19 protein-coding genes are annotated in these 24,994 nt (G+C 33.2%); 4 read left to right on the top strand and 15 right to left on the bottom strand.

The genetic code is table 11. The features are described 5' to 3' along the window. Nucleotides 1-3: 3 nt before the first annotated feature. The 5 genes from fapR to pta all read right to left on the bottom strand — a co-directional run bounded on the left by fapR (nt 4) and on the right by pta (nt 4,355). Entirely contained in the window at nt 4-582 is a 579-nt protein-coding gene (fapR, locus tag BX659_RS11455; protein WP_097018421.1) for a transcription factor FapR, read from the bottom strand. 495 nt (nt 583-1,077) lie between these two features. Beyond that, nucleotides 1,078-1,245, bottom strand: coding sequence for a 50S ribosomal protein L32 (gene rpmF, locus BX659_RS11450; protein ID WP_097018420.1), 168 nt, complete (start codon nt 1,243-1,245; stop codon nt 1,078-1,080). 297 nt (nt 1,246-1,542) lie between these two features. Beyond that, on the bottom strand, nt 1,543-2,025 hold the full coding sequence (locus tag BX659_RS11445) for a YceD family protein (protein ID WP_097018419.1): 483 nt from the start codon (nt 2,023-2,025) through the stop codon (nt 1,543-1,545). 68 nt (nt 2,026-2,093) lie between these two features. After that, complete coding sequence (locus tag BX659_RS11440) at nt 2,094-3,287, bottom strand: acetate/propionate family kinase (RefSeq protein ID WP_097018418.1); 1,194 nt, start codon at nt 3,285-3,287, stop codon at nt 2,094-2,096. A gap of 69 nt (nt 3,288-3,356) precedes the next feature. Beyond that, complete coding sequence (gene pta / locus BX659_RS11435; protein ID WP_097018417.1) at nt 3,357-4,355, bottom strand: phosphate acetyltransferase; 999 nt, start codon at nt 4,353-4,355, stop codon at nt 3,357-3,359. Between the two features lie 302 nt (nt 4,356-4,657). Between pta and BX659_RS11430 the strand changes: the two genes are divergently transcribed. Both BX659_RS11430 and BX659_RS11425 read left to right on the top strand, forming a co-directional pair. Then, nucleotides 4,658-5,947, top strand: a complete 1,290-nt coding sequence (locus BX659_RS11430; RefSeq protein WP_097018416.1) for a nucleotidyltransferase — start codon at nt 4,658-4,660, stop codon at nt 5,945-5,947. A 44-nt stretch (nt 5,948-5,991) separates the two neighbouring features. Continuing rightward, nucleotides 5,992-6,816 carry a 3'-5' exonuclease gene (locus BX659_RS11425; protein WP_097018415.1) on the top strand — a complete coding sequence of 275 codons (825 nt, stop codon included), beginning with the start codon at nt 5,992-5,994 and terminating at the stop codon, nt 6,814-6,816. Between the two features lie 79 nt (nt 6,817-6,895). Here BX659_RS11425 and BX659_RS11420 read toward each other — a convergent pair whose 3' ends face one another. The 7 genes from BX659_RS11420 to BX659_RS11390 form a co-directional block, all read right to left on the bottom strand. Further along, complete coding sequence (locus tag BX659_RS11420; RefSeq protein ID WP_097018414.1) at nt 6,896-7,903, bottom strand: YlbL family protein; 1,008 nt, start codon at nt 7,901-7,903, stop codon at nt 6,896-6,898. Next, the gene (locus BX659_RS11415) at nt 7,887-8,681 is read right to left on the bottom strand and encodes a patatin-like phospholipase family protein (RefSeq protein ID WP_097018413.1); all 795 of its coding nucleotides are present in this window, start codon (nt 8,679-8,681) and stop codon (nt 7,887-7,889) included. The genes BX659_RS11420 and BX659_RS11415 overlap by 17 nt, the downstream gene beginning before the upstream one ends. A 363-nt stretch (nt 8,682-9,044) precedes the next feature. Continuing rightward, nucleotides 9,045-9,212: a DUF362 domain-containing protein gene (locus BX659_RS11410; protein ID WP_097018412.1), complete on the bottom strand. Its 168-nt coding sequence runs from the start codon at nt 9,210-9,212 to the stop codon at nt 9,045-9,047. A 441-nt stretch (nt 9,213-9,653) separates the two neighbouring features. Further along, nucleotides 9,654-12,167: a hypothetical protein gene (locus BX659_RS11405; RefSeq protein WP_106231840.1), complete on the bottom strand. Its 2,514-nt coding sequence runs from the start codon at nt 12,165-12,167 to the stop codon at nt 9,654-9,656. Nucleotides 12,168-12,773: 606 nt separating this feature from the next. Further along, nucleotides 12,774-13,592 carry a MerR family transcriptional regulator gene (locus BX659_RS11400; protein ID WP_097018410.1) on the bottom strand — a complete coding sequence of 273 codons (819 nt, stop codon included), beginning with the start codon at nt 13,590-13,592 and terminating at the stop codon, nt 12,774-12,776. A 337-nt stretch (nt 13,593-13,929) separates the two neighbouring features. Beyond that, nucleotides 13,930-16,329 carry a glycoside hydrolase family 31 protein gene (locus tag BX659_RS11395; protein ID WP_097018409.1) on the bottom strand — a complete coding sequence of 800 codons (2,400 nt, stop codon included), beginning with the start codon at nt 16,327-16,329 and terminating at the stop codon, nt 13,930-13,932. 51 nt (nt 16,330-16,380) lie between these two features. Continuing rightward, nucleotides 16,381-17,418: a LacI family DNA-binding transcriptional regulator gene (locus tag BX659_RS11390; RefSeq protein WP_097018408.1), complete on the bottom strand. Its 1,038-nt coding sequence runs from the start codon at nt 17,416-17,418 to the stop codon at nt 16,381-16,383. Nucleotides 17,419-17,632: 214 nt separating this feature from the next. On the opposite strand from BX659_RS11390, the gene BX659_RS11385 reads away from it, so the two are divergent. Continuing rightward, entirely contained in the window at nt 17,633-18,463 is an 831-nt protein-coding gene (locus BX659_RS11385; protein ID WP_097018407.1) for an expansin EXLX1 family cellulose-binding protein, read from the top strand. A 137-nt stretch (nt 18,464-18,600) separates the two neighbouring features. On the opposite strand, the gene BX659_RS11380 is transcribed toward BX659_RS11385, so the two are convergent. From BX659_RS11380 to BX659_RS11370, 3 genes are all read right to left on the bottom strand, one after another. Beyond that, nucleotides 18,601-20,238: a glycoside hydrolase family 13 protein gene (locus tag BX659_RS11380; RefSeq protein WP_097018406.1), complete on the bottom strand. Its 1,638-nt coding sequence runs from the start codon at nt 20,236-20,238 to the stop codon at nt 18,601-18,603. 417 nt (nt 20,239-20,655) lie between these two features. Further along, complete coding sequence (locus tag BX659_RS11375) at nt 20,656-21,612, bottom strand: polyprenyl synthetase family protein (RefSeq protein WP_097018405.1); 957 nt, start codon at nt 21,610-21,612, stop codon at nt 20,656-20,658. Nucleotides 21,613-21,643: 31 nt separating this feature from the next. Beyond that, a complete protein-coding gene (locus BX659_RS11370) occupies nt 21,644-22,573 on the bottom strand; it encodes an FAD:protein FMN transferase (RefSeq protein WP_258176137.1) in 930 nt (309 codons plus the stop codon). 432 nt (nt 22,574-23,005) lie between these two features. On the opposite strand from BX659_RS11370, the gene BX659_RS11365 reads away from it, so the two are divergent. Beyond that, nucleotides 23,006-24,808 (top strand): FAD-dependent oxidoreductase, encoded by a 1,803-nt coding sequence (locus BX659_RS11365; protein WP_097018404.1) that lies wholly within the window; start codon nt 23,006-23,008, stop codon nt 24,806-24,808. Nucleotides 24,809-24,994: the final 186 nt, after the last annotated feature.

Genomic DNA, 24,994 nt, shown 5'->3' with positions numbered 1-24,994 from the left:
GACTCAACCCTCCCTATTCATCAGGTCATCCTTAACAGAAAATATAATGAACTCTCCTTTAAAAACACTTTCCCCGTTAATCTTAGTTTCCACCTTTACATAAAATCTATTCCCTTTTATCTTCTCCACCTTAGCCTTTGCCACTAATCTTTCACCAACATAGACTGGTCGATTATATCTAACCTCTGCCGAACCTGTTAAAGCAGCATCGGCATCAATAATTGCTACAGCTAAAGAATTAGCTTGAGCAAATATATGATGGCCTCGGACTATCTTGCTCTTTTCTAACACTAGCTCCTCAGTGCTCTCTAAAATAGAGATACCACCATCATTGAGTTGAATATCGATTAACTCTCCAATAATCTCCTCACTCTGTACCGACTTAACTTTAGAGCTTGCCTGTCTAGCAACAGATTTAATCCTCTCTCTAACTTCAGGTATCCCCAATTCCAATCTATCTAAACGTATAGTTTGAATACTGACATTAAATAACTCTGCCAATTCCCGGTCGATTAAAAAAGGGTCTTCATCTAATCTTTCCTTTAAATTTTCTTGACGTTCAGCTTTAGTCAATCTCTTCATAGTTTTTACCACCTATTAAAAGCTCATTTTAAGACCTGCTACTAATTAATTTCTATAATTATTATATATAAATTTTTCTGCTATTGCAAGATTTTATTCGCCTCTTCTTTATCTTTTTTAACAAATCCTACATTTTGTATCAAAAGAATAAGAAGTCTACTATATCTAGTACTTTCATCCATCACTGGTTAACATCATTTATAATGAGATTTTAATATAATGTTATAGATAGATATTAGGACAGTAACAAGTTACGAGAGAAGATTTTTAATCATTAGCCGTCATTCATCACTGTCACAATATATCCATTAAGCTTCATCCTAAACATTTTAAGATGAAGCTAAACTTGATTAGCAGCTATAAAATCCTCTGCTTTATGTAAATATAATATCCATAATATTTTGATTATATAAAAAATATTACAATCTCTTGTTTGGTTATAAAAACAAAAAAGAGTAAAGCAGAAAAATTCTACTTTACTCTTATCTATGGTAATTATTTCACTTTTCTTCCATTGTAGTATCCACAATCAGGACATACACGGTGAGATAATTTTGGCTCATGGCATTGTGGACATTCCACAATGTTTGGAGCATTCAACTTCCAGTGCGTTCTTCTTTTTCTCTTACGAGTTTTTGAGGTTCTTCGCTTAGGTACTGCCACTACAAACACCCCCTTATATTACTGTATCCTATGTTATAAATCCTTTGACATCCCATGAAATAAACCTACATGGATTCCTCCTTTTTAGAAAGCAATCTATTCTACTTTATATTTGACATAAAACAGAAATTGGATTTTTATAACTTCTTTAAAGAGGCTTAAATTCCCGTATGCCCTACGGTATTGATATTATTAAAAATAGCACTTACATCCTGAACCTATAAATCCTATTGGACCTTTCTTGGCAAAACCTGCAAGACTATCAGGTTTGACGTGCTAAATTCTATAACTAAGTTATTACTCATCTTCCTTCAACAGCTTCTGTAATTTAGCCAATCTCGGATCAACCTTGTGCATAAAACAATCACAATCTTCTTGATTTAAATTCTTGCCACAGCTTGGGCATAAACCTTTACACTGTTCATCACAGACAGCTTGCATAGGAAAAGCCAACCTTAGCTCTTTGAGCAGGCCTTCTCCAACACTAATCTCATCATCTACCACCTCATCTTTAGAGAGTTCAAAATTAAAGTCAAACTCTAAGTTCATAGAAAACTCCTCTAAACAGCGACTACAAGGTAAAATAGCTCTTAATTTTACATGGGCCATAACTATATATTCTTCACTAGAATTAATTATAGTTACATCAAATTTAGCTGGATTTTCAAAAGATATCTCTCTACCTTGTATAAGCATATCTTCTAAAAAAACATCAAATTCTTGCTTTAAATTGGTCCCTAGATTCTCTTTAATACTTTCAACATTTACTTTTATATTCATTTAATCACCTCTAGGACAACATTAGTTATTATAATATAGGTCTTACCTTGTTGTCAAGATATTTTATTTTAATTAGCCACTAATTCCTTGGTATCACGAGCAATAACTAACTCTTCATTAGTTGGGATAATAAATATCTTCACTTTAGAGTCATCAGTACTGATCTCTATCGCCTTTCCTCTAACATTGTTCTTCTCAGCATCTAATTTGATTCCTAGATAATCTAAATCAGCACAAATATCCTCTCTTAATCCAATAGCATTCTCTCCAATTCCTGCTGTAAAGACCATAGCATCAACACCATTCATGGCTGCTACATAAGACCCAATATACTTCTTAACTCTATAAACAAACATATTATAAGCTAATTTCGCTTTATCATTATTCTCAGCACCTTCTATTATATCTCTCATATCACTACTGATGCCTGAAACTCCTAATAAACCACTCTCTTTATTCATTAAATGATCCATCTCTTGTGGAGATAAATCTTCTTTGTCCATTACAAAAGGTACAATAGCAGGATCAATATCTCCACAACGAGTTCCCATTACTAGTCCTTCTAGTGGAGTAAGCCCCATACTTGTATCATATGATTTACCATTCTTAACAGCAGTTACACTTGCTCCATTACCTAAGTGACAAGTAATAATCTTTAAATCTTCAACATCTTTACCTATCTCTTTTGCTACTTGATTTGCCACAAATTTATGGGAAGTACCATGGGCTCCATAACGTCTAATAGAGTGCTTTTCATATAATTCATATGGTAAAGCATACATATAAACCTCTTCTGGCATGCTTTGGTGGAAAGCAGAATCAAAAGTAACTACTTGAGTTGCATGAGGCATTAGCTTCTCACAAACTTCAACCCCCATCAAATTAGCTGGATTATGTAGTGGTGCTAATGAAGCCCATCTATCAATCTCTTTTTTAACCTCATCAGTAACAACTACCGATTTATCAAAAGAATCTCCACCTTGTACTACCCTATGACCAACTGCTTCAATCTCATCTACACTAGAAATAACACCTTTATCTCCATCAGTCAAAGAATTAACTACCAGCTCCATCCCAACTTCATGATCAGGAATATCTTGTACTATCTCAAATTCATTCCCATCACTATTCTCTTGCTCTAGCCGAGAACCTTCAATTCCAATTCTTTCAACTAATCCTTTAGCTAAAACACTTTCATCTTCCATATTAATTAATTGATATTTAATTGATGAACTACCACTATTAATTACTAAAATTTTCATGCTTATCTCCTCCTTAATTCTATTCAACAATCAGTAATTAAACTTAAGATACTATGTATTAATTAAAACTTAACAATTTTGTGCTTGTACTGCAGTAATCGCTACTACATTTACGATATCTTGAACATTACAGCCACGGGATAAATCATTAACTGGCTTTGCTATCCCTTGTAAAATAGGTCCAATAGCCTCTGCATGTGCTAACCTCTGTACTAATTTGTAACAGATGTTTCCTGCTTCCAAATCTGGGAAGATTAGTACATTAGCAGTTCCTGCAATCTCACTATCAGGATACTTCTTTTGAGCAACTACAGGTACAATCGCTGCATCAGATTGCATCTCTCCATCTATCTTTAACTCTGGTTGAGCTTCTTGAGCTATTTTAGTAGCCTCTTGTACTTTGTCTACAAATTCATGCTTAGCACTACCATTTGTAGAGAAAGATAACATTGCTACTTTTGGATCAATTCCTCCTAAATCCTTAGCTGTTTTTGCAGAAGAGATAGCAATTTCAGCCAATTGACTTGCATTTGGATCTGGATTTACAGCACAATCACCAAATACCATTAAACCATCTGTGCCAAAGTCTTTATCTTGTACAATCATAATAAAGGCTCCTGAGATAACTGAAATCCCTTCAGCAGTGCCAACTATCTTAATAGCTGCACGTAATACATTGCCTGTAGAGTTAGCAGCACCTGCTACCTTACCATCAGCATCCCCTTTTTTGACCATCATCGCTCCATAGTATAAAGGATCTTTTATCTGCTCTTGAGCCTCTTCTAAGGTAATTCCTTTGTGCTTTCTTAGCTCATAATAGGTCTGAGCATAATCCTCTAACCTATCCGATTCTAAAGGGTTAATAATTTCAGCACCTGTTAAATCTATACCATGCTCTAAAGCTACATCTTTAATCTCTTGTTCATCACCTAATAATACGATATCAGCAATCTCTTTTTCTAAAATAATAGGAACAGCCTTAACCATTCTTGGCTCAGTTCCCTCTGGAAGAACAATCTTCTTTCTATTACTTTTTGCCTTATCATGAATCTTTCCTATAAAACTCATCTCTTAAATCCCCCCCTATATACAACTAATAATATTGTTAGTTAACTCTTATTTACCTTATTATAATTACTATATCGACCATGTAAATCCCTTGTTTTTTGATAAAATATTTATAAGTTTAAATAATGGCAAAAGTCAATTTAATCACAATCTTGCTAATTATCTGATAATTATATGGTATAAATTTAAAATTCTATCTTTTATTCTCTTATAAAGAGATTAAATTTATACAGCAAATTGATATTTCCATTTAATATATCTATAATAGATAGTAAGCAAAGATAGATAAGGAGGAAATTTAAATGAAAGTTCTTGGGATTATTACAGAATATAACCCCTTCCATCAGGGGCATCAGTTACATATAGAACAATCATTAAAAAAGAGCCAAGCCGATGCTTGTATCTGCATTATGAGTGGAGCCTTCTTGCAACGAGGAGAACCTGCTATAGTCAACCAATGGGCTAGAACAGAGATGGCTCTAAACGCTGGAGTAGATTTGGTCATTCAGCTTCCTGTCTCCTATTCTGTAAGGAGTGCTGAATATTTTGCATTTGGAGCAATTAAATTACTTGAAGAAAGCAAAATTGTAGATTATCTCTGTTTTGGTAGTGAATTAGGTGAGATTGAACCTTTAAGTAAGATAGCAGCACTCATAGTCGATGAACCTAAACAAGTAAGCAGAAAGATTAAAACTGGACTTGCACAGGGAATCTCTTATCCCCAAGCTAGAAGTCAAGCCTTGATAGAATATATTAAAGCTAATCAAGAGGAATTCCAAGCTCCTACTGAGAAATATATTAAAATATTAAATAATCCTAATAATATTTTAGGAATTGAGTATATTAAAGCATTAATCCAATTAAAGAGCGCTATTATTCCTTTGACAATTAAAAGAGAAGGCAGTGGATATCACTCACAACAACTTAAAGAGTTCGCAAGTGCTTCGGCAATCAGAAATGATTTAGAAAACAGCTATAAAAATAACACAGAGTTGATTGATCAAAGATTAAAAAAAGCACTCCCACAAAAAAGCAGTGAGATATTGTATAGAGAGTTCAATCAAAAGAGAGGTCCCATCTTTTATGAAGACTTCTCTAATTCTATCTTAACTCTATTAAGAAGGACAAATACTTATGATTTAGAAAATTTCGAGGATATTATAGGAGGCTTAGAGAATAGAATTAAAGACGCTAGTATAGAGGCACGATCTTTAAAAGAATTGATAAATTTAATCAATACAAAGTGTTTTACACAGACTAGAATTCAAAGAATTCTAACCCAAATTCTATTGGATTTAGATCAAAGAACCCTAAAGAAATTTGATAGTAGTGGAGGTCCCCAATATCTAAGAGTACTAGGTTTTAATCATAAGGGAAGAGAATTATTAAAATTGATCAAGAATAAATCCTCATTACCACTTATCACAAAAGTAGCAAATCATTACAGAAGTAATCAAGAAGCAAAGAGCTCTTTACAAGAGATGTTGAGTTTTGATATTAAAGCAAATAATATCTATGCTTTAGCTTATCCTGATCAGAATTTTAGAAGAGGAAATATGGATTTTCGTAAACAACCTATCATAATAAAATAATAAATAAACAGTTAATAATCGCAGGCTTATGGGAGGGCGAACAGATGAAAGAGATTAAAGATATAATTATAGAATTGGCTGAGAATTTTAAAATCAAAAGTAAAGATTCTAATACAGATAATAAATATTATGATGATAAACTTAAAACATATAGATTCTTATACCATACCTTTGAGGTCTGGCATAAATACTTTAGCCAAATGGAAGTAGCTAAAAGAAGTGAAGATTATTTAATAGCCATTTCAGAGGAAAAAATTAAGAGTAATGAGATAGAAAGAGAAGTAGCAGAGGAGATTATCGATCTTGTGAAAGCAAAAAATAATTCTAACAAGACTTATGTAGTCTTTGATTTGGAAACTACAGGATTAAAGCCTTGCAGCTGGGGGAGAATCATCGAAATTGCTGCAGTTAAAGTCAAAGTAGACACTGAAAACAATAGTTTTGAAATCTATGATGAATTTCACGCACTGATAAATCCTGCTATGAAAATCCCTAAGAAGATAAGTAAAATCACAGGCATCACCACAGAAATGGTAGAAGATAAAGAGTCAATCTATGAGGTATTACCCCAATTTGTAGAGTTTATAGAAGATGGCAGCTACTTATCTGGTCATAATATTAAAGGCTTTGATATCCCTTTTTTAGATGCAGCTGTAGAAAAATTCAAGTTCAATCGCCCTGACTATAAGAATAAAGTTGAACAGATAGTAGACACTTTATATTTATCTAGAAAAAAACTGCCAAGTTTAGAGAATCATAAATTAAAAACAATAGCAGATTATTTTTCTATACCTATAGAGAACCATCATCGAGCAATCGATGATGCTAGGGCTAATGCTCAGGTCTTGATTGAACTATTGAAATTATAGAGAAATTAGGCAGTTGGGTAGTTAGGAATTTAGATTGACCTTAACTTTTAATCCCTAACCATCTAACACCTAAGCGCTACTATAAATCTAAGTGTTCTTCTTTAAGATAAGCAATTATCTCCTTTATGTTCTCTACTACTACAAGCTTTATCCCTGATACCTTCATCTCTTGAGCCTTATCAGCATTACCTTTAGGAACAAAAAATATCTTAGCCCCTTCCTTCTTAGCCGCCGCTATCTTTTGTTGAATGCCATCAATCTTACCGATACGACCATCTAAATCAATTGTTCCAGTTCCAGCAATCTTTAATCCATGGGTAATATCTTCTGGTACTAAGCGATTATATATCTCTAAAGTAAACATCCCTCCTGCCGAAGGACCACCAATCTTGCCTGCATTAATCTCTATATCAATAGGTAGCTTATACTCTCTATTATAAGGGGTGATTAAGACACCAATTGATGGATTCTCTGATTCTTCCTGCAAAGGTAGTGTTTTTAAGTTATAAGTTTTCTTAGTATCACCCCTTTTAACGGTCACCTCAACCCCTTGCCCCATCTCTCTATTTCGGATCTTATCTACAGTCTCAGTCACCAGATGAACTGGCTTATCATCAACTGCAACTATAATATCACCTTCTTGTAACTTTCCATAAGCATCCCCTTCTTCTAAGACCTTAACAACCTTAACCCCTTCTCCAGTTATCTTAGGATCATAACCTGCTTGCTTTAAGGCTACTGCTTTGGCCTTAAGTTGACTCTCTTTCATCATCTCTAGCATAACCTCAGCATATTCTTTCATATCTATACCTTCAGGTTTAGGTCTTAACTCGATCAATTGAGGGTTGAATAATTTTATATATAAATAATCAAATAATCTAGCCTCTCGCATGGAGACGGCAGTTAACATTATCTCACCTTTTATAGGATAAGACTTAGCTTTAACCTCTACCATTGGTTCTAAGTTCTTAGCAATTCCAGGTGAGATTCTATAATAATCTGTAGGCCAAAAAACTAAAAAACCTACTATCAATACAGTAATTATTCCTAGCAGTAAATGTCTATCTTCTCTATTGAGACGCCTCATCTACACTCCACTCCTCTATTAACTTTTTAATCTTTGGTATAGATTCTTTAGTAGCTTGATATCCTAATTCTATACACTCTCCTGCCTTATCTAAACCAGTAGTAGGGATATGACCAACCTCAGGAATAACCAATATATCAGCACCAGTATTCTTATGTTCAGCAATCTCTTGCTGCATAATATCGATAGAATTAATAATTACATCAAAGATATTATTGATCTTAGTTCCATGAATTATATTGTGACTAACCTCTATACCTACCACAATATCAGCTCCCATTTCTCTTACAGGAGTTACGGGAACTCTATTTAAAACAGCTCCATCAACCAATACCCTACCATTTAATTCATAAGGCACATAGACTCCTGGTATAGACATACTAGCTCGAATAGCATCAGCTACTAAGCCTTGCTTAATCACTACCTCCTCCCCCTTCTCTATATCTGCCGCTACTGCAACAAAGGGAAGGTTTAATTGCTCAAAGGTCTTTCCATGAGTCAGTAACTCAAAAAGCTCCTTAACCTTCTTTCCAGCAATCAATCCCTTTCTTGGTATAGTGATATCTGTTAAATGCTCCCATTTTAAATGGATAGCTAATCGCTCTAGTCTATTTAATGATAATCCAGCAGCATAAAAGGCACCAATTACACTTCCCATACTAGTGCCACCTAAATAATCAATCTCTATATTTTCTTCTTCAAAAGCTTTTAAAACCCCTAAATGAGCTAATCCTCTTGCTGATCCAGCACCTAAAGCTACACCAAGAGTAGGTTTCATCCTTTTATCACCCCAATGTATTTAATTAACTACAAATATTTATTCTTAGCATTATTTTGTATATTATTCAATAAAAATATAAAATTACCTCTTATATTTTGAAGATTAAGCTAATCAATCTTTAGCTTTACAATCATCTTTATAGAGCAATATATATTAAATCCCTTTCAAGTAATGATTAGCTACTACAGTAATCCTGCTCTGCTAAAATATTATGTATTGATTTTTCTAGAAATGCCTAGATCTATAAATTAGACTGTATAAATTGAAACAAGAGTAACTATGGTTTAAACCATAGTTACTCTATAAAAAGCCATAAAATAAAAAATCCTAGAGGATATCCTCTAGGATTTTATGTATTTATTACTCTTCGATTGCCTCTACTGGACAAGATCCTGCACAAGCACCACAATCGATACAAGCATCAGCATCGATTTCAAATTGAGTATCACCTTCAAAAATAGCTTCTACTGGGCAAGTGCTTTCGCATACACCACAAGAAATACAAGCATCAGTAATTGTATAAGCCATTCTATTCACCTCCACATAAGTTTATGTAATTACTAAATCTAAGATATTAATTATTAATTCAAAAAATGACTAACTTATAGAAAATTAATCAAACTTGATTATATAAGTAATTCTCTTACGATAATAGGATAGCATATGTAATATTGCTTGTCAATAAAGGAGAACAAACATGAATGATAATCATTCTCTGTTGATTATGTGCTAAATATTTTTACTAAAATTATGTAAATTTATTTTATAAGCAAATTCGGCCCTTCCACAACTTTTATGAAAATCTATTTTTGAACTTATAAATAACCTTTTATCCACAGGTTCTAAACTGTGGTATTATCATAATTTGAAAATCTGTAACTAACTAGCAACTCAAATTTAACCAATTACTACTTTTAATCACAAAGTTTGTTGTTGAACTTATTGGTTCAACTTATATAAGTTAGGGGTTTAAAATTCCATTTTAACACCGGAATATACTTTTGTTTCATCATCAGTCATGGAAATACCCACTACAGGAATAATATAAAGGTAATTTGCCATGCCTGCTTCATCAACATCTAAGTCATCATCATTAAAGTAATCCACAAAGATACTACCATAAATATCTCCAATAAATACATTTGGATTCCATAAGCCATCTCTTACTTCAAATAATTTATGGATATATTCAGCATTGAGCTGATATCCATTATCTATATCATCAAAGGAGAATCCTCTTATATTATCGTCTTTTTCAAAATCTTTAAATTTACTTCCTTTAAGAACTATACTGCTATTATCCATTAAGTAGCTATAACTTACTTCACTATTAACTCCATTATTATTTACATTATTCTGCAAGTAAAATGATAGATTATTTTTAGCCGTAGCTAAATTAAAAGCCACTCCTGGTATAACATTTTCACTAAAGTTAGTATTGTAATCTAACATAATATCTGTTCTTAACTCTGTTCCTTTAGAATAGACTGGTAAAAGAAGATTCAAGCAGGTCTCCCTATCCTCATCCTCATCATCATCCTGCTTTATACTACTTATCGAAATTGGTACTAGTAACATCTGTGTATTAAAATAGAAATCCAATCCTCCATATTCAGAATAATCTATAGAATAAGAATTTAAGCCTAAAGCATCCTCCCCAGCTAGTAAAGATGGGAATAACCTCTTAGTTGGTTTAAATAAATGACTTAAACTCTTACTAAAACCTTTCCCCTCTTTTGCTTGAATATCCAAATCAGAAAGATCTAATTTTATATTATCCTCAATAACTTTTTCTTCAGCCAAGGAAACTTCTTCATAATTCAATGGAACTTCATATATGTTTGTTCCTTCTGCATCAACTGAAACAAAATAAAATTTATCCTTGTATGAAAGACCTTTAATACCTTTACACTCCAATATACCATCAGTTATTTTAGCCAACTTCTTAGTCTCCAAATTATATTCATAATTTGTTAGTAAACCATCATAATTACTAATGAAATAAATCTTATCAGCTATAACATTTATATTAGTTTCTGGATATTGGGTGTCTATAATTTCTTCTAAGGATACGTCATTAATATCTAAAAATTTAATCCCATTAGATCCCAAAACTTCTTTAGAAACTACAATAAGTCTATCCTGATAACTTTCAATTTCTCCTATAAATTCTTCTGTAATTCCTAACTTCTTCTCATCACCATTTGCGTATTTCCAAATTTCCGAACCGAATTTTTCATTATTTTGCCTTGCATAGATTATAGTTCCATTCTCCAAAACTGAATAATCATTGAACTCATCTTCTAATATTTCTTCCTTTCTTGCTGTCTTTAAGTCATAACTATACAAAATAGCTGTTTCTCCTACCCCAATAGCATAATACAACTTGTTATTCACCACCTTAATCGAAGCCACATTGGGCATTAAAGAAGTTAATAAAATACTTTCCCCTTTATTTTCTAAATCATATTCGATCAAATTATAAACAGATCTATTATTAAGAACCGCTGGTTTGGTGGTTTTTTCTTTAAAATAATATAATTTATTATCTGCAAAAGTTAACCCCTTAATCGAGCCCGATTTACTACTTGCAATCACCTTACCTGGAATCTGCCAACCTTTATTCTTTTCTTTCTCATAACTTTTCCATTCTTCAAATAAATCCGGAAACCTCTTTCCATATATCTTCTTAGCTGCTTTGTCAATCCCTATAGCTGGAAAAACATCTCCTAAAGCTAATATAGGGGTCCAATAATAGGAACCATACTCATTAAAAAATTCAGTAAACTTATCTTCACCATAAGTTTCTGCTAAATATCTAAAGAAGACCCCACCATAAAGATAAAATTGGCCCTTTGGAAAATAGTCCAGCCTATAATTAGCTTCTAATAAAGATGGTAATTTGTCAGCTGCTGCTTTACTGGATATAAGAGTATCAAAATAACCCGCATTTAACCTTCCTTCATAAGGACTAGTTTGTGATTCATTATAGACCGTTATTCCTTCAAGCACCCAAATTGGGCTATGACGATTTGGTGAAAAGAAGTTACCAAAAATTTTAGTCAAAACAGATGCTGTTCCTTTAGTATTAGTCATTTGAGATATATGAGTATATTCATGAACACTCACCATCCTTAACCAACTATCATATGATAGAAGTGGACCCATTTGTGGATTATTTGTAACAATACTGATTTTGACAGGTAGAGGGTCTGCCTCACCATCTACTTCTAACCCCATATCTTGGAGTACAATACATGTTTTAAAATTCTTATCGTTTCCTGTAACTGAATCAATTTTGGAATGATATTTCTCTAGATAATATAAGGTCTGCTCAGCTTGATACTCGTATCCTTCTTGATAAAATACAATAAAGTCATCGGTTTCATAAGTTTTCCAATCAAAAATTGATGCTGCAAATGCTGTCATCGATATATTGATCAAAACTAAGATTAATAATAAAAATAAAAAAATTTTTTCCATTAATATCTCCTCCTTATATGGATATATTTAAAATATCTATTTCTTATAGTATAGAGAAACCGATAAAGATTTCATATTATGTCTCTAGACTTTAAATTTTCATAATTATTTAAGAACTCAAAGCCAAAAGAATTATTAGATGCAGATTTACGCAGACAAAAGCGGACTAAAACATAAAATTATTAAATGTTTTAAATCAGAAGTTAATCAGATTTTAGTCTGCGTCAAAACAGATTTAGACTTTAATTCATTGATAGGTGAATTTAAATTCTTTTTCGTGTTCTATATAGATTTAATTAAAGTTTTTCATTAATCTTTTATCAATGTATATAGTGTTAATCACTCCAAAAATAATTCTTCGTGCGAAACTCTTTGAGATAAAAAATAACCCTTCGCAGAATTTTAATTTTTATTCTCCCACTTATATATATGGCATTAAAGATTTAACATTTCAATTAGCTACGGGTTTTAACTCGTAGCTTCTGTACAACTCATAATATCGCCACAGGTTAAAACACTGTGGCTAATGATTCTTTTTCGCTGTATATATAGGATGCCGCTGCAAAAAAGATTTTTTATATTTTTTATGAAAATAATTATTTGAATCTACACATTTTGTTTTTTTACAGGTATTTGGATTTCTACTAGATAATTATCTGGATTAGATTCATTCCATGCTCCTTTAATAGATACTTGACGTACTTCTCCATAAGGTTCACATTCACTATCTTCAATCCAATTTGCAAGAAAGAAAAAGGCTTTATCAATGTTTTCATAACGCCCTTTATATAAAAGTGTTGCCACACATGGCACAGGCTCAACTTCTCTAAAAACAAATTTTCCTTCGTTTTCTTGTAACTCTGCCACAGGCATCGCAACCTCAATATCTACATTACTTTCTTTATACTCGCCGTCATGGTATATTGCAAAAGGATTACCATTAGGTTGTAATTTACTATTTTGAGCAAAATTACCTAGCATAGCCCATAAGTCAACTTCTTTATTATAATTCTTCACCTTCTCTCTTATCGATACTACTTTACAACTTGGTATTTCCTTGAATTCAACTTTATAATCCATTATAATCATCTCCTCTCCTAATGTGGAAATAATCTTATTAATATCAGATATAGTTTTCCTTTGATTATTGATATCTTCTTCAATTTCAATTTTTTTGCTTTCTAATTCCTTTAAAATATCTTCATTATCTTTCATTTTAACTAATCTAGATATTTCTGCTATGTTAAATCCAACATCTCTAAATGTAATTATTTTGATAAGTTCTGGCATTTGTTTTGCTGAATAGTAGCGATATCCTGTCAATTCGTCAATTTTTGCAGGCTTAAATAATCCGACTTTGTCATAATACCTTAACATTCTGGTAGATACTTTTGTAAACTTTGAGAATTCTCCTATTTTAAACAAACTTTCTCCTCCCTTCTGTAAAACAAATCTGATTATACTATTATTATAAACCTTATCATTATGATAAGGTCAAGACTAATTTATATATAATTTCCCAGTTTCTAAGTATAATTTAGATCAAAGTTATCAGTAGATAAAATTGTTAATAGATCAGCTTATAAAACTTATAGTATTCCAAAGGTCTATATTGACAATTAAAAAGACCAGTAACACTAAATTTTAATTATTTGATAATTTATATTATCCCAACAATCTTTCTAATCGAATATTTTAAATTTAAGTATTTCTTAAATAAAGAACGAGTATATTAATTAATATACTCGTTCTTTATTTATACCTATTTAATCTCTATCTTACTTGCCTCAATCACTACTTTAAGTTCTAAGTCACCATTATTATACTCCCACTGATCACTTTCAACTCCATCTACCACCACTATACTTGGTTCTAAATCTAGATTCCTAAACTTAATTAAGTAACTACTATACTCTAATTGATAATCATCTGCTAGGCTATCTATGTTAACCTCTAATCTATCAGTGTAATAGAGATAACTAAACTCTCTTATATTATATCCCCCTTGCTGATAAGCAAAGCTGCTCCCATCGTCTTCATAGAGGCGATAACTACCTTCTTTAACATCACCACTTAAATATATATTTAACTCAAGTTCCTCTATCTTCTCTTCCCCTACATAATTCATCACTGGGGATAAAGGTAGAATAGCACCTGCTTTAATAAAGATCGGTATCGTATCTAAAGGTGCCTTAGCTATAATATGCTTTTGACCTTGATAGCTCTGCCCAGTCCAGAAATCCTGCCATTCTCCCTTAGGTAGATAGACCATCCGTTCACTTCTATCTGGTTGATATACTGGAGCTACTAGGACACTATCACCGACCATAAATTGGTCTGAAAGATTATAGGTCTTCTCATCTTCAGGATACTCTAAAACTAAAGGTCTCATTACAGGCAATCCACTTTGGTGAGCTTGATAGAAGAGGTTATAAAGATGGGTTAAGAACCTATAACGTAACTTAATATACTTTCTAATTATCTCTTCATACTCCTCACCAAAAGACCAAGGCTCTTGGTTGATATTATTAATAGCACAATGGTTTCTCAAAAAAGGCATAAATAGACCTAACTGTATCCAACGGGTCAACAGCTCCCCATCACTGTTATCGGCAAATCCCCCTACATCAGTTCCACAGAAGGTGATTCCAGAAAGCCCCATATTCATCAACATTGGTATTGCCAACTCTAAATGAATCCAAAAGCTCCTATTATCCCCTGTCCAGACAGCTGAATAACGTTGAATTCCTGAAAAGCCTGCTCTTGTTAAGACAAAGGGACGTTCCTCAAAATTATATCTCTTTAAGCCTTCATAGGTAGCCTGCCCCTCTAGTAACCCATATAGATTATGAAAACGGCGATGGGTTCCCATATCCCCATCATTGTCATGGACTACTTCAAGATCCATAGTACTGGTCTTACTGAAGATACCTGGCTCATTCATATCATTCCAAATCCCCTTAACACCTTGGTCTAACAATAGATGGTGCTGATCTCCCCACCATCTTCTAACCTCTGCCTTTGTAAAGTCTGGAAAGGCACACTCACCAGGCCAGACCTTAGCAATATAATATTCTCCGTCTAGGTATTTGCAGAAGTAATCATGCTTGATACCCTCTTGATATAGCTTATAACTGGGGTCCTTCTTTACCCCAGGATCAATAATCGTTACCACTTTAAAGCCATCCTTACTCAAATCACTTAGCATCTGCTTAGGTTGAGGAAACTCCTTCTCATCCCAAGTAAAGACCTTGTATTCATCCATATAATGAATATCAAGATGGATTACATCACAGGGAATCTCCTTCTCTCTAAACTTCTGGGCTATTTCTCTAACCTCTGCTTCAGGATGATAACTATAACGGGATTGATGATAGCCTAAAGACCATTTTGGTGGTAGTGGCATCCTGCCTGTTAGATCGGTATAGGATTTAATTATCTCTTTGATATTAGAACCATTGATAAAGTAATAGTCTAATTTCCCACCTTCAGACCAGAAGGAATAATACTCCTTAGAGTTTAGACCTAAATCAAAGTAAGTCTGATAGCTATTATCAAAGTAAATCCCATAGCTTCTTCCTTGATTAAATCCAATTAAAAAAGGAATCGATTGATATAATGGATCAGTACTTGGCACATGGGGATTGAAGGTATCGGTATTCCACATAGTATACTTTCGTCCCCGTTTATCTAAATAGCCTGTCTTCTCTCCAAGCCCATAGAACCTCTCTTGCTCCTCTAACTTCTTCCATGCTCTAACCTGATCTCCACTCCAACCAAGAGCATGATCATTATAATCTTGATGTATTAGCTTATCCTCTAAGTCATAAAAACTTAAAGAGAAATTCTTCTTATTGATTAAGATCTTTAAGGACTCTGTTTTAACCTCTAATAGTTCTGTTCTATCTAAGATACTAAAATTATTATAATTCAAAGTATGGTCAACTACTGCTGGGGTACTACTAAAATCAACTTGATTATCACCTTTAGCCATCACTACCCTAAGGATATCACTAGTCAAAAACTCTAAGGCTATACTCCCCTCTGTTAGCCTTAAAAATAATACGTTCCCTTCCTTTTGATACTCTACAAGCTCACTAAAGATAAAATAACTATTATCTCCAGTTAAACTACCACTATCTATAATCTCTGAGCTATTCATCATATCAACTCCTATCTTTAATAATAAATCAGCTTTAGCAATACTCTGCCATCATAACCTTTTAACTGAATCCCTTTTAATTAGTTTTATGGGGAGAGTCAAGGTCTGCTTATCCACTCTATCTCCAGCAATTAAATCAATCAATAACTCTGTAGCTCTCCTTCCCTTTAAGAAAACTGATTGACTTACTGTACTAAGGGAAGGATGGAGAAATTCAGTATAAGGAAAGTTATCAAAACTAACAATTGAAATATCCTCTGGTATCTTGTACTTAAGCTCATTTAATTTCTTATAAATTCCCATACTCATAATATCAGCAGTTGAAAAAATTGCTGTTAACTGCTGATTCTGCTTTAATAACTTTTCAATACCATAATAACCACCTTCCATCGAAACACCTACATTACATATATTCTCCTCTTTGATAGGAAGATTTCTTTCAAGCAATGCTTTTTTATATCCTTTAAAGCGTTCCATATCAACACCATCTTCTATTAACTCACCACTAATTAAGCCAATCTCCTTATGCCCTAAATCCAAGAGGTGCTTGGTAGCAATATAACCTCCATACTCATCATCAATGCCTACCTTATAAAACTCTTCCTGCTTAGTATAGCTATCAATCAAGACTATTGGAATCTTAATTTCACTCAAATTATCTATCAGCTTAGGAAGTGCTCCAATAATAATCAAACCATCTAAATCTCTCTGTAAAATTACATTTTTAACTTTATCAGCAGTAATAGTAGAACCGATAAGTAATATACTGTAGCCTTCCTTTGTACTTAGTGTTTCTATACTATTGAGTATATTACCATAAAAGGGGTTATCAAAGTTGAAGTTATCGTGACTACTCTCACTTAATCTATCAGCATTACCCCAATTAGGTATTAATACACCGATTAGATTACTCTTTTGCCCAACCAAATTACGAGCAGAGAGATTAGGTTGATAGCCTAACTTTTTAACAGCCTTTAACACCTTCTCTTGGGTTTCATCAGTTACATTTCCTTTATTATTAATTACATAAGATACCGTTGCAATAGAGACCTTAGCCTCTTTAGCAACATCTTTGATTGTCACACCCACAGTAACTTCCTCCTTAACCTAAGATTAAAATAATATTATATTCCAAAAATCCATGATAAACATTATCAATTATCTTGTTAGAATAATGTCTTTAGCATATACAACTCATTAAAACTTACACCTTCCTACCTTCCATTCGAATTCAATCTTAATTTTCAATGTAACACTTATAACATTTATAACATAATATATAATATTTAAACAAATTCAATATATGGAGGTGCTTAAAATTCCTACTGAAAGAGATGAAAATAATAGTCAAATTATTCAACCAGTCTATGAGTATATTATCAAACCCGGAGATACTTTATTTTACATTTCTCAAAGAAATAACATACCTCTTGGAACATTAATTGCTGCCAATCCTCAAATAAAGAATCCAGACCTTATCTATCCTGGTGAGAAAATTTATATTCCTAAACCCAAAGAAATTCATAAGGGAAAAACTACTCATTATAAACACGAAGAATGGCATTGTTATGAAGTTCCTCCGCAAGGATACTATATAGCAGCAGTCAATATCTCTGATTATAATAAAGGACTAATGTGTGGTGCTTATCTAGAAGTCACTAACTGGCTAAATACTATAAAAGTATTAGTTGTTGATAGTATGGGTAAAGATAAAGACTATATTGATTTAGAAGAAAAGGCTTTTCAAAAGATAACTAGACTCTCAAGGGGTATTATCGGTACCACATGGAGAATAATCCCCTTAGAATTCACCGACCCTAATGATAATAAAATAAAATATCATTTTGGTTCAGATAGTACTGAATATTATATAAGTTTGCAATTAAGAAACCACCTCTATCCAGTTAAAAAACTAGAGTACTTTGATAAGAAAACAGAAAAATATATAGAACTGAAAAGAAGAACAGATGGTATCTTTACTAAAGTTAACCCAAGACAAAAATCCTTCAATTTTAGAATAACTAGTATCTACAATCAAGTAATTATAGATAAAGATATTAAATTAACTCCTGGAAAAACTGTGGTTGGAAATACTCAATTCAAGAATTTACACTACCCGGAATCATTAAATTAAACCCTTCAATCAGATTAATTCTTTTCTTCTGTTTTTTAACACTCAAATTACAACTACTACCCCCATCTGCCCCTTATGAACTTAGAAATAAAAAGTTCCAGTAGAAAATTTCATTTTAAACTTAAGGGGCTAAATATCTAAGTCAATCTATAAGCTCGTGCTTCATAAGGTTTAAGCTCAACCTTATCAATACTCTCATCTTCATCTACCTCATAATTACTTATCAATAGTTCTTTATTGTCAAAGCTAATATCCTCTGGTAGGATAAATTCTGCCTCTGCTTTAAAGAAGTTAACGATAACCAATATCTGCTCATCAGCTAAGTTTCTAGTATAAACAAAGATTGAATCATCATCTTCTAGCAATAATTGATAATCACCATAAACAATGACATCATTCTCTTTTCTTAATCGGATTAACTTCTGATAATAGTAAAAGATAGAATCATGGTTATTTAATGCTTCTTGTACATTTACTTCTGTATAATTTGGATTGACCTTTAACCAAGGTGTCCCTACTGTAAAACCTGCATTCTCACTATCATCCCACTGTATCGGAGTTCTAGCATTATCCCGCCCATTCTGCCAAATTGCCTCCATCATCTGTTGATGAGTATACCCCCTTTTAAGGTTATCACGATAGAAGTTTAAGATTTCAATATCATTATAATCATCAATTGATTCATATTTGACATTGGTCATTCCAATCTCTTCACCTTGATAGATATATGGGGTTCCTTGCATAAAGTGTAATAGTGTAGCCAACATCTTGGCTGACTCCACTCGATACTCTTGATCATTACCCCAACGGGAAACAATCCGTGGCAAGTCATGATTATTCCAGAACAATGAATTCCAACCTTGACCTTTTAATTCAGTCTGCCACTTACTTAGAACCTTCTTTAATTTCTTAAAATCTAGTGGCTTAGGACTCCATTTCCCTTCCTCATCATCCCAATCAAGGGTCATATGTTCAAATTGAAAGATCATGGATAGCTCATTACGCTCAGGGTCAGAGTATAGTTTAGCAATTTCTGGTGTTGCACCCCAAGTCTCACCAACTGTCAAGACATCATAATTACCAAAGGTTGCTTGGTTCATCTCTTGTAATAAAGGATGTAGCCTTGGTCCATTGCTAGTAATCTTCTGATCAACCTCTTTGCCAATAAGATCAATCACATCCATTCTAAAGCCACCAATCCCCTTCTCTAGCCAGAAGTTCATCATCTGATGTATCTCTTTTTGAACCTGAGGATTCTCCCAATTCAAATCAGGCTGACGCTTACTGAACAGATGGAAATAATACTGTTCAGTTTCTTCATCATACTCCCAAGCCGGTCCACTGAAGATGGAAGGTATATTATTGGGAACTCCTCCATCTTTAGGATCACGCCAGATATAATAATCACGATAGGGATTATCCTTAGACTTACTTGCCTCAATAAACCAAGGGTGCTCATCAGAGGTGTGGTTAACGACTAAGTCCATAATAATTTTGATACCACGCTCTTTGGCTTGAGCTATCAATTCATCCATATCCTCCATAGTCCCAAACTCAGCAGCAATATCTCGATAATCAGAGATATCATAACCATTATCATCCATTGGTGATTTATAGACTGGCGATAACCAAATCACATCAACTCCTAACTTCTCTAAATAGTCTAATTTTTCAATAATTCCCCGTAAATCTCCAACACCATTTCCTGTCGTATCCTTAAAGCTCCGTGGATAGATTTGATATACTACTGCTTCATGCCACCACTTTCTTTCCATCTTTATCCCTCCTAAATAAGTTAATTAGATCTTATAAATACTTAAATTTAAAGTAAAGCTTAATGAGTATAGTGCGACACTTTTCACTTTGGTAGTTAGGGGTTAGGTGGTTAGGTAGTTGGATTTTCCTAACCACTACCCACCTACCTCCTAAATGTTGCTTTTTCACTATATACCCTAGATTTAAGTTTAATTATAAACAATAGAGATTATAGAAAATAAACTAGTTTAAACGTTTAAACTACTGCTAAAAATAAACTACTCTTAACTAGAGCAGCTTTTAGATTTACTAATATTCTTATGTCAGATTATAACATTAGGTAATTCTATTGTAAAGAAGATTTTTAAAATTTCAATGCAGATATGGGATTTCTAATATTAAAATCTTCCCACATCCACACTGATATTTAGACCTCTTTAATAATCTCTATTTACAACTATATCAGCTAAATCTGTTAATATCTGATGATATGGATTACCTTCTAACCCCTTAATCCTATCTTTAGCCTTATTGATATAATCTTTAGCTATTTTCATAGTATAGTCTAAAGCACTATTATTAGTTATAATCTCTTTAATCTCTTGACTATTATCTACTGGATCATCTAATAGCTCTGCTAGCTTCTTGCCTGAGCTACTCTCATAAAGTGTATATAAGATTGGTAAGGTATAGACACCTTGAGTAAAATCATTTCCTTCTGGCTTACCAATACTACTACTACTTTTGCTAAAGTCAAAAAGATCATCGACCAATTGGAAGGCCATCCCTATATAACGTCCATAATGGGCAAGATCTCTAATTTGTGCTTTAGATAAGCCTGCACTACCTGCCCCTAAAGCACAGCTTCCCTCAAATAACAAAGCAGTCTTACTCTTAATCCTTTTAAAATAACCCTTATAGGTTACATCTAAATTATATCTATCTTGATGCTGTTGAATCTCACCTTCACAGATCTGCCTAATCACCTTAGATACCTGCTTTAGCTGTTGCTGTGTAGCCTCTCCAGCTAAGATATCAAAGGTCAAAGTAAAGAGATAATCACCAGCAAAGACAGCTACATCCTTACCATATTTTGCTTGTACTGTTTGGGAACCACGCCGTAAGTTGGCATCATCTATAATATCATCATGGATTAGGGTTGCCATATGGAGAACCTCTAAAGCAGCAGCCAATGACCATACCTCTTTTTTCTTATATTCACCAAACTTGGCTGTTATCATCAGTAAAGCAGGTCTAACTCTCTTCCCACCTGATTTAGCCAAATCACAAATAGCCTCTTGAATCAAAGGCTGCCTACTGACTAAAGAACTCTGTAAATAATCTTCAAATTCTATTATCTCTTCTTTAATAAGGGGAAATCTATCCCAAAACACCCTCTATCACCTACTTTAAATAATTTATATATCAATTTGCCAAGGTATATTTATTCTTTTTAGTAAGTTTGAACTTATCCTTTAAATTAGCTGTAACATAGATTTGATTCTCTTCAGTAATCAAAATTGCCTCTATACCATCCAATTGATTAACCAGCTCTAGACCATGCTTTATTCCTAGAATATAGACTGCTGTAGATAGGGCATCAGCATCAAAGGAGCTTTCAGCTATAATTGTAGCACTGATAACTCCATTTTTAGCTGGATAACCAGTCTTTGGATTTAAGATATGATGATATCTAACACCATCCTCAATGAAATAACGCTCATAATTACCTGATGTTACTACCGTTTTATCTTTCAAACTGACAACACCAACTACTTCACCACGGCTTTTGGCCTTAGGATCTTGAATTCCTACCTTCCAATTAGAACCATCAGGTTTAGTTCCTAGAACAGATACATTGCCACCAAGACTGACATAAGCACTCTTGACCCCCTGACTCTTTAGAAATTCAATCACCTTATCAGCTGCATACCCTTTAGCAATTCCACCTACATCCAAAATCATGCCCTCTGTTGTTAGGCTAATACTTTTATTATCAGGATTTAACTGTATCTGCCGATAATCTACTAGTTTCAATTTAGCTGCTAATTCTTCCTTAGAAGGAACCCTCTGCTTCTCACTACCTATCCCCCATAATTTAACGACTGGACCGATGCTAGGGTCAAAAGACCCTTGGCTTAGTTTAGCATAATTTAAAGCCTTATCGATCACTAGATAGGTATCATCACTTGCCTGAAAACCTTTTTGACCAGCTAAGTTATTAACTTGGTTAATCTCGCTACCTTCAATGTTTAAACTCATCTTCTGCTCTAAGTGGTCTATTAAAGTAAAAGCTTCTTTAACTGTACCCTCTAAATTCTTGCCATAAGCCTTTAGTTGAACTATCGTTCCCATCTTATAATCACTTTTTAAAGTAAAATCTTCACTATTATTGGCGGAGCATCCTAATAAAGTTATGCTTATCAATAGGATCAAATAAAAAAATTTAAAGTATCTTTCTTTATTTAATTTCACTTTTATCACCACATATCCTTTTTAAAATTTTATCAATAAAACCTAGAAATTAGTGATTCTAACCAAAAACTCGACCTTGTTCTTGTTAAGCGTTATTTATCCAAAATTTAACTAGTAGAAAAAGCTAGTTTACCACTACATCTAAATCTAATAATATCATTAAATCAATTCTATCCTCAACCCCTTTTATCCTGCAAAAGATCATAATCTTTTATAAAACTATAAAGGAATTAGAAAATTATCAGCGAAATATATTAAATAGAGAATTAATCTATTCTCTTAAAATTTATATTTTTTCAAAGGAGGGAAGAGATGAGTAAAAAGATTGTTATTCTAGGAGCTGGTTATGCTGGGATTAAGGCTGCTAAAACCCTTAATAAGAAGTTTAAAAAGGACAACTCTGTTGAAATTACTCTAATCGATCAACATCAACATCATATCTTATTAACTGAACTACATGAGGTTGCTGGTAATAGAATCGATAGTAATGGAGTAAAAGTCTCCTTAGCTGAGGTCTTTGATAATACTAAAGTCAACCTAGTCCAAGATAAAGTTACTGGTATTGATACTGATAAACAACAGTTATTATCTGAAAATTCTATATATAACTATGATTATTTGGTCTTAGCAGTAGGTAGTGAGCCAACATACTTTAACATACCTGGAATGGAAGAACATGCTTTTGATCTCTGGTCTTTAGAGGATGCTAAAGAAATCAATGGACAGATTCGTACTATGTTCAGTTTGGCCTCTCAAGAGAAGGATATCAACAAGCGTAAAGAGCTATTAACCTTTACTGTTGGTGGTGGTGGCTTCACTGGAATAGAGGTAGTTGGAGAGATTGCTCAATGGACAGATGATTTATGTAAATTATATAATATTCCAAAAGAAGAAGTCAGCATTAAAGTTATTGAAGCTATGGATAAGATTCTTCCTGTATTAAGCAAAAAAAGAATTGCTAAAGCAGAGAGATATCTTAGAAAAGAACTTGGAGTAGAGCTTCTTTTAAATTCTACTATCTGCAAAGTAGAAGAAGATGGTGTAATTATTAACAGTTGTCAGTTAGAAGGAAATCATATTGTTGATACACCTCAACAAGAAGATACAAAGATCAGAACTCAAACTCTAATCTGGACTGGTGGAGTTAAGGCTAAAGAGTTTGTAAAAAAATTAGGATTAAACTTAAATCATCGTGATAGAATCGAAGTAAATAACTATCTACAGACATCTATAGAAAATATCTATGCCATTGGAGATAATACTTACTTTGAAACTGACGATAACTGGGTTATGCCCCAATTGGTTGAGGCTGCTGTACAGGCAGGCAAATCTGTTGCTAATAATATCTATGCAGAGATTAGTGGCAAAGAGTTAAAGGAATTTAAACCACAATTACATGGAGTAATGGTCTCTATAGGGGCTAATTATGCCGTAGCAGAGCTTAAACCTACTCCAAAAATAACTCTGCCAATATCAGGATTTTTGGCAATGATGACCAAGCATCTGATCAATATGCATTATCTATTTGAAGTTAATGGTTTGAGTTTGATTTGGGAATATATTGAACATCAATTTGCTGATGTTAAAGGAGGTATTGGAATGCTAGTAAGACACTTATCTAAAAAGTCAGGTACTTATTGGTTGGCTATCTTAAGAATCTTTCTAGGATTGAGGTTCTTAATCGAAGGTATTCATAAAGTACAAGAGGGTTGGTTGACTGGATCTGAAGGGCAACTGGTTTCTGGAGCCTCTTCAGTCTTATGGAGTGATGGTACACCCCAAATCTATATTGATTTAATGAAGACCTTTGTTGCCCCAAATCAAGTACTATTCCAAAAAGTACTTGTGCTTACTGAACTAGGTGTAGGTCTTAGTTTAATCTTTGGCTGCTTAACAGTCTTAGGAGGACTTGCAGCAATGGGAATGAGTGCTAACTTTATCATCGGTGCTTTAGGATCAGAGGCAGGAATCTGGGAGCCAGTCTGGTTATTCTTAATCTCTTTAACCATGCTTTCTGGTGCTGGTAAAGCCTTTGGGCTGGATTATTATTTAATCCCTTGGCTATTTAATCTATCTAAAAAGAAAGTAAATTATGATAAAGACATTGCAGTTTAGCCTTTGCTCTTTAATTTTTCTAGGCTAATTCCAACTATTTTTGGTGGTTTACTAGGATGAGTAGTAGTAATTCTGTAGACAAGGATTAATCTGATAAATTATTAGCTCATTAATTATTTACAAATCTATCAATAATTATTAAAGCTTATAAGATAATATGTATTTGCAAATACATATTATCTTACT

The sequence above is a fragment of the Orenia metallireducens genome (assembly GCF_003001995.1).
Lineage (GTDB): Bacteria > Bacillota > Halanaerobiia > Halobacteroidales > Halobacteroidaceae > Orenia > Orenia metallireducens_B.
This window is presented reverse-complemented; position numbering and strand designations above follow the sequence as displayed.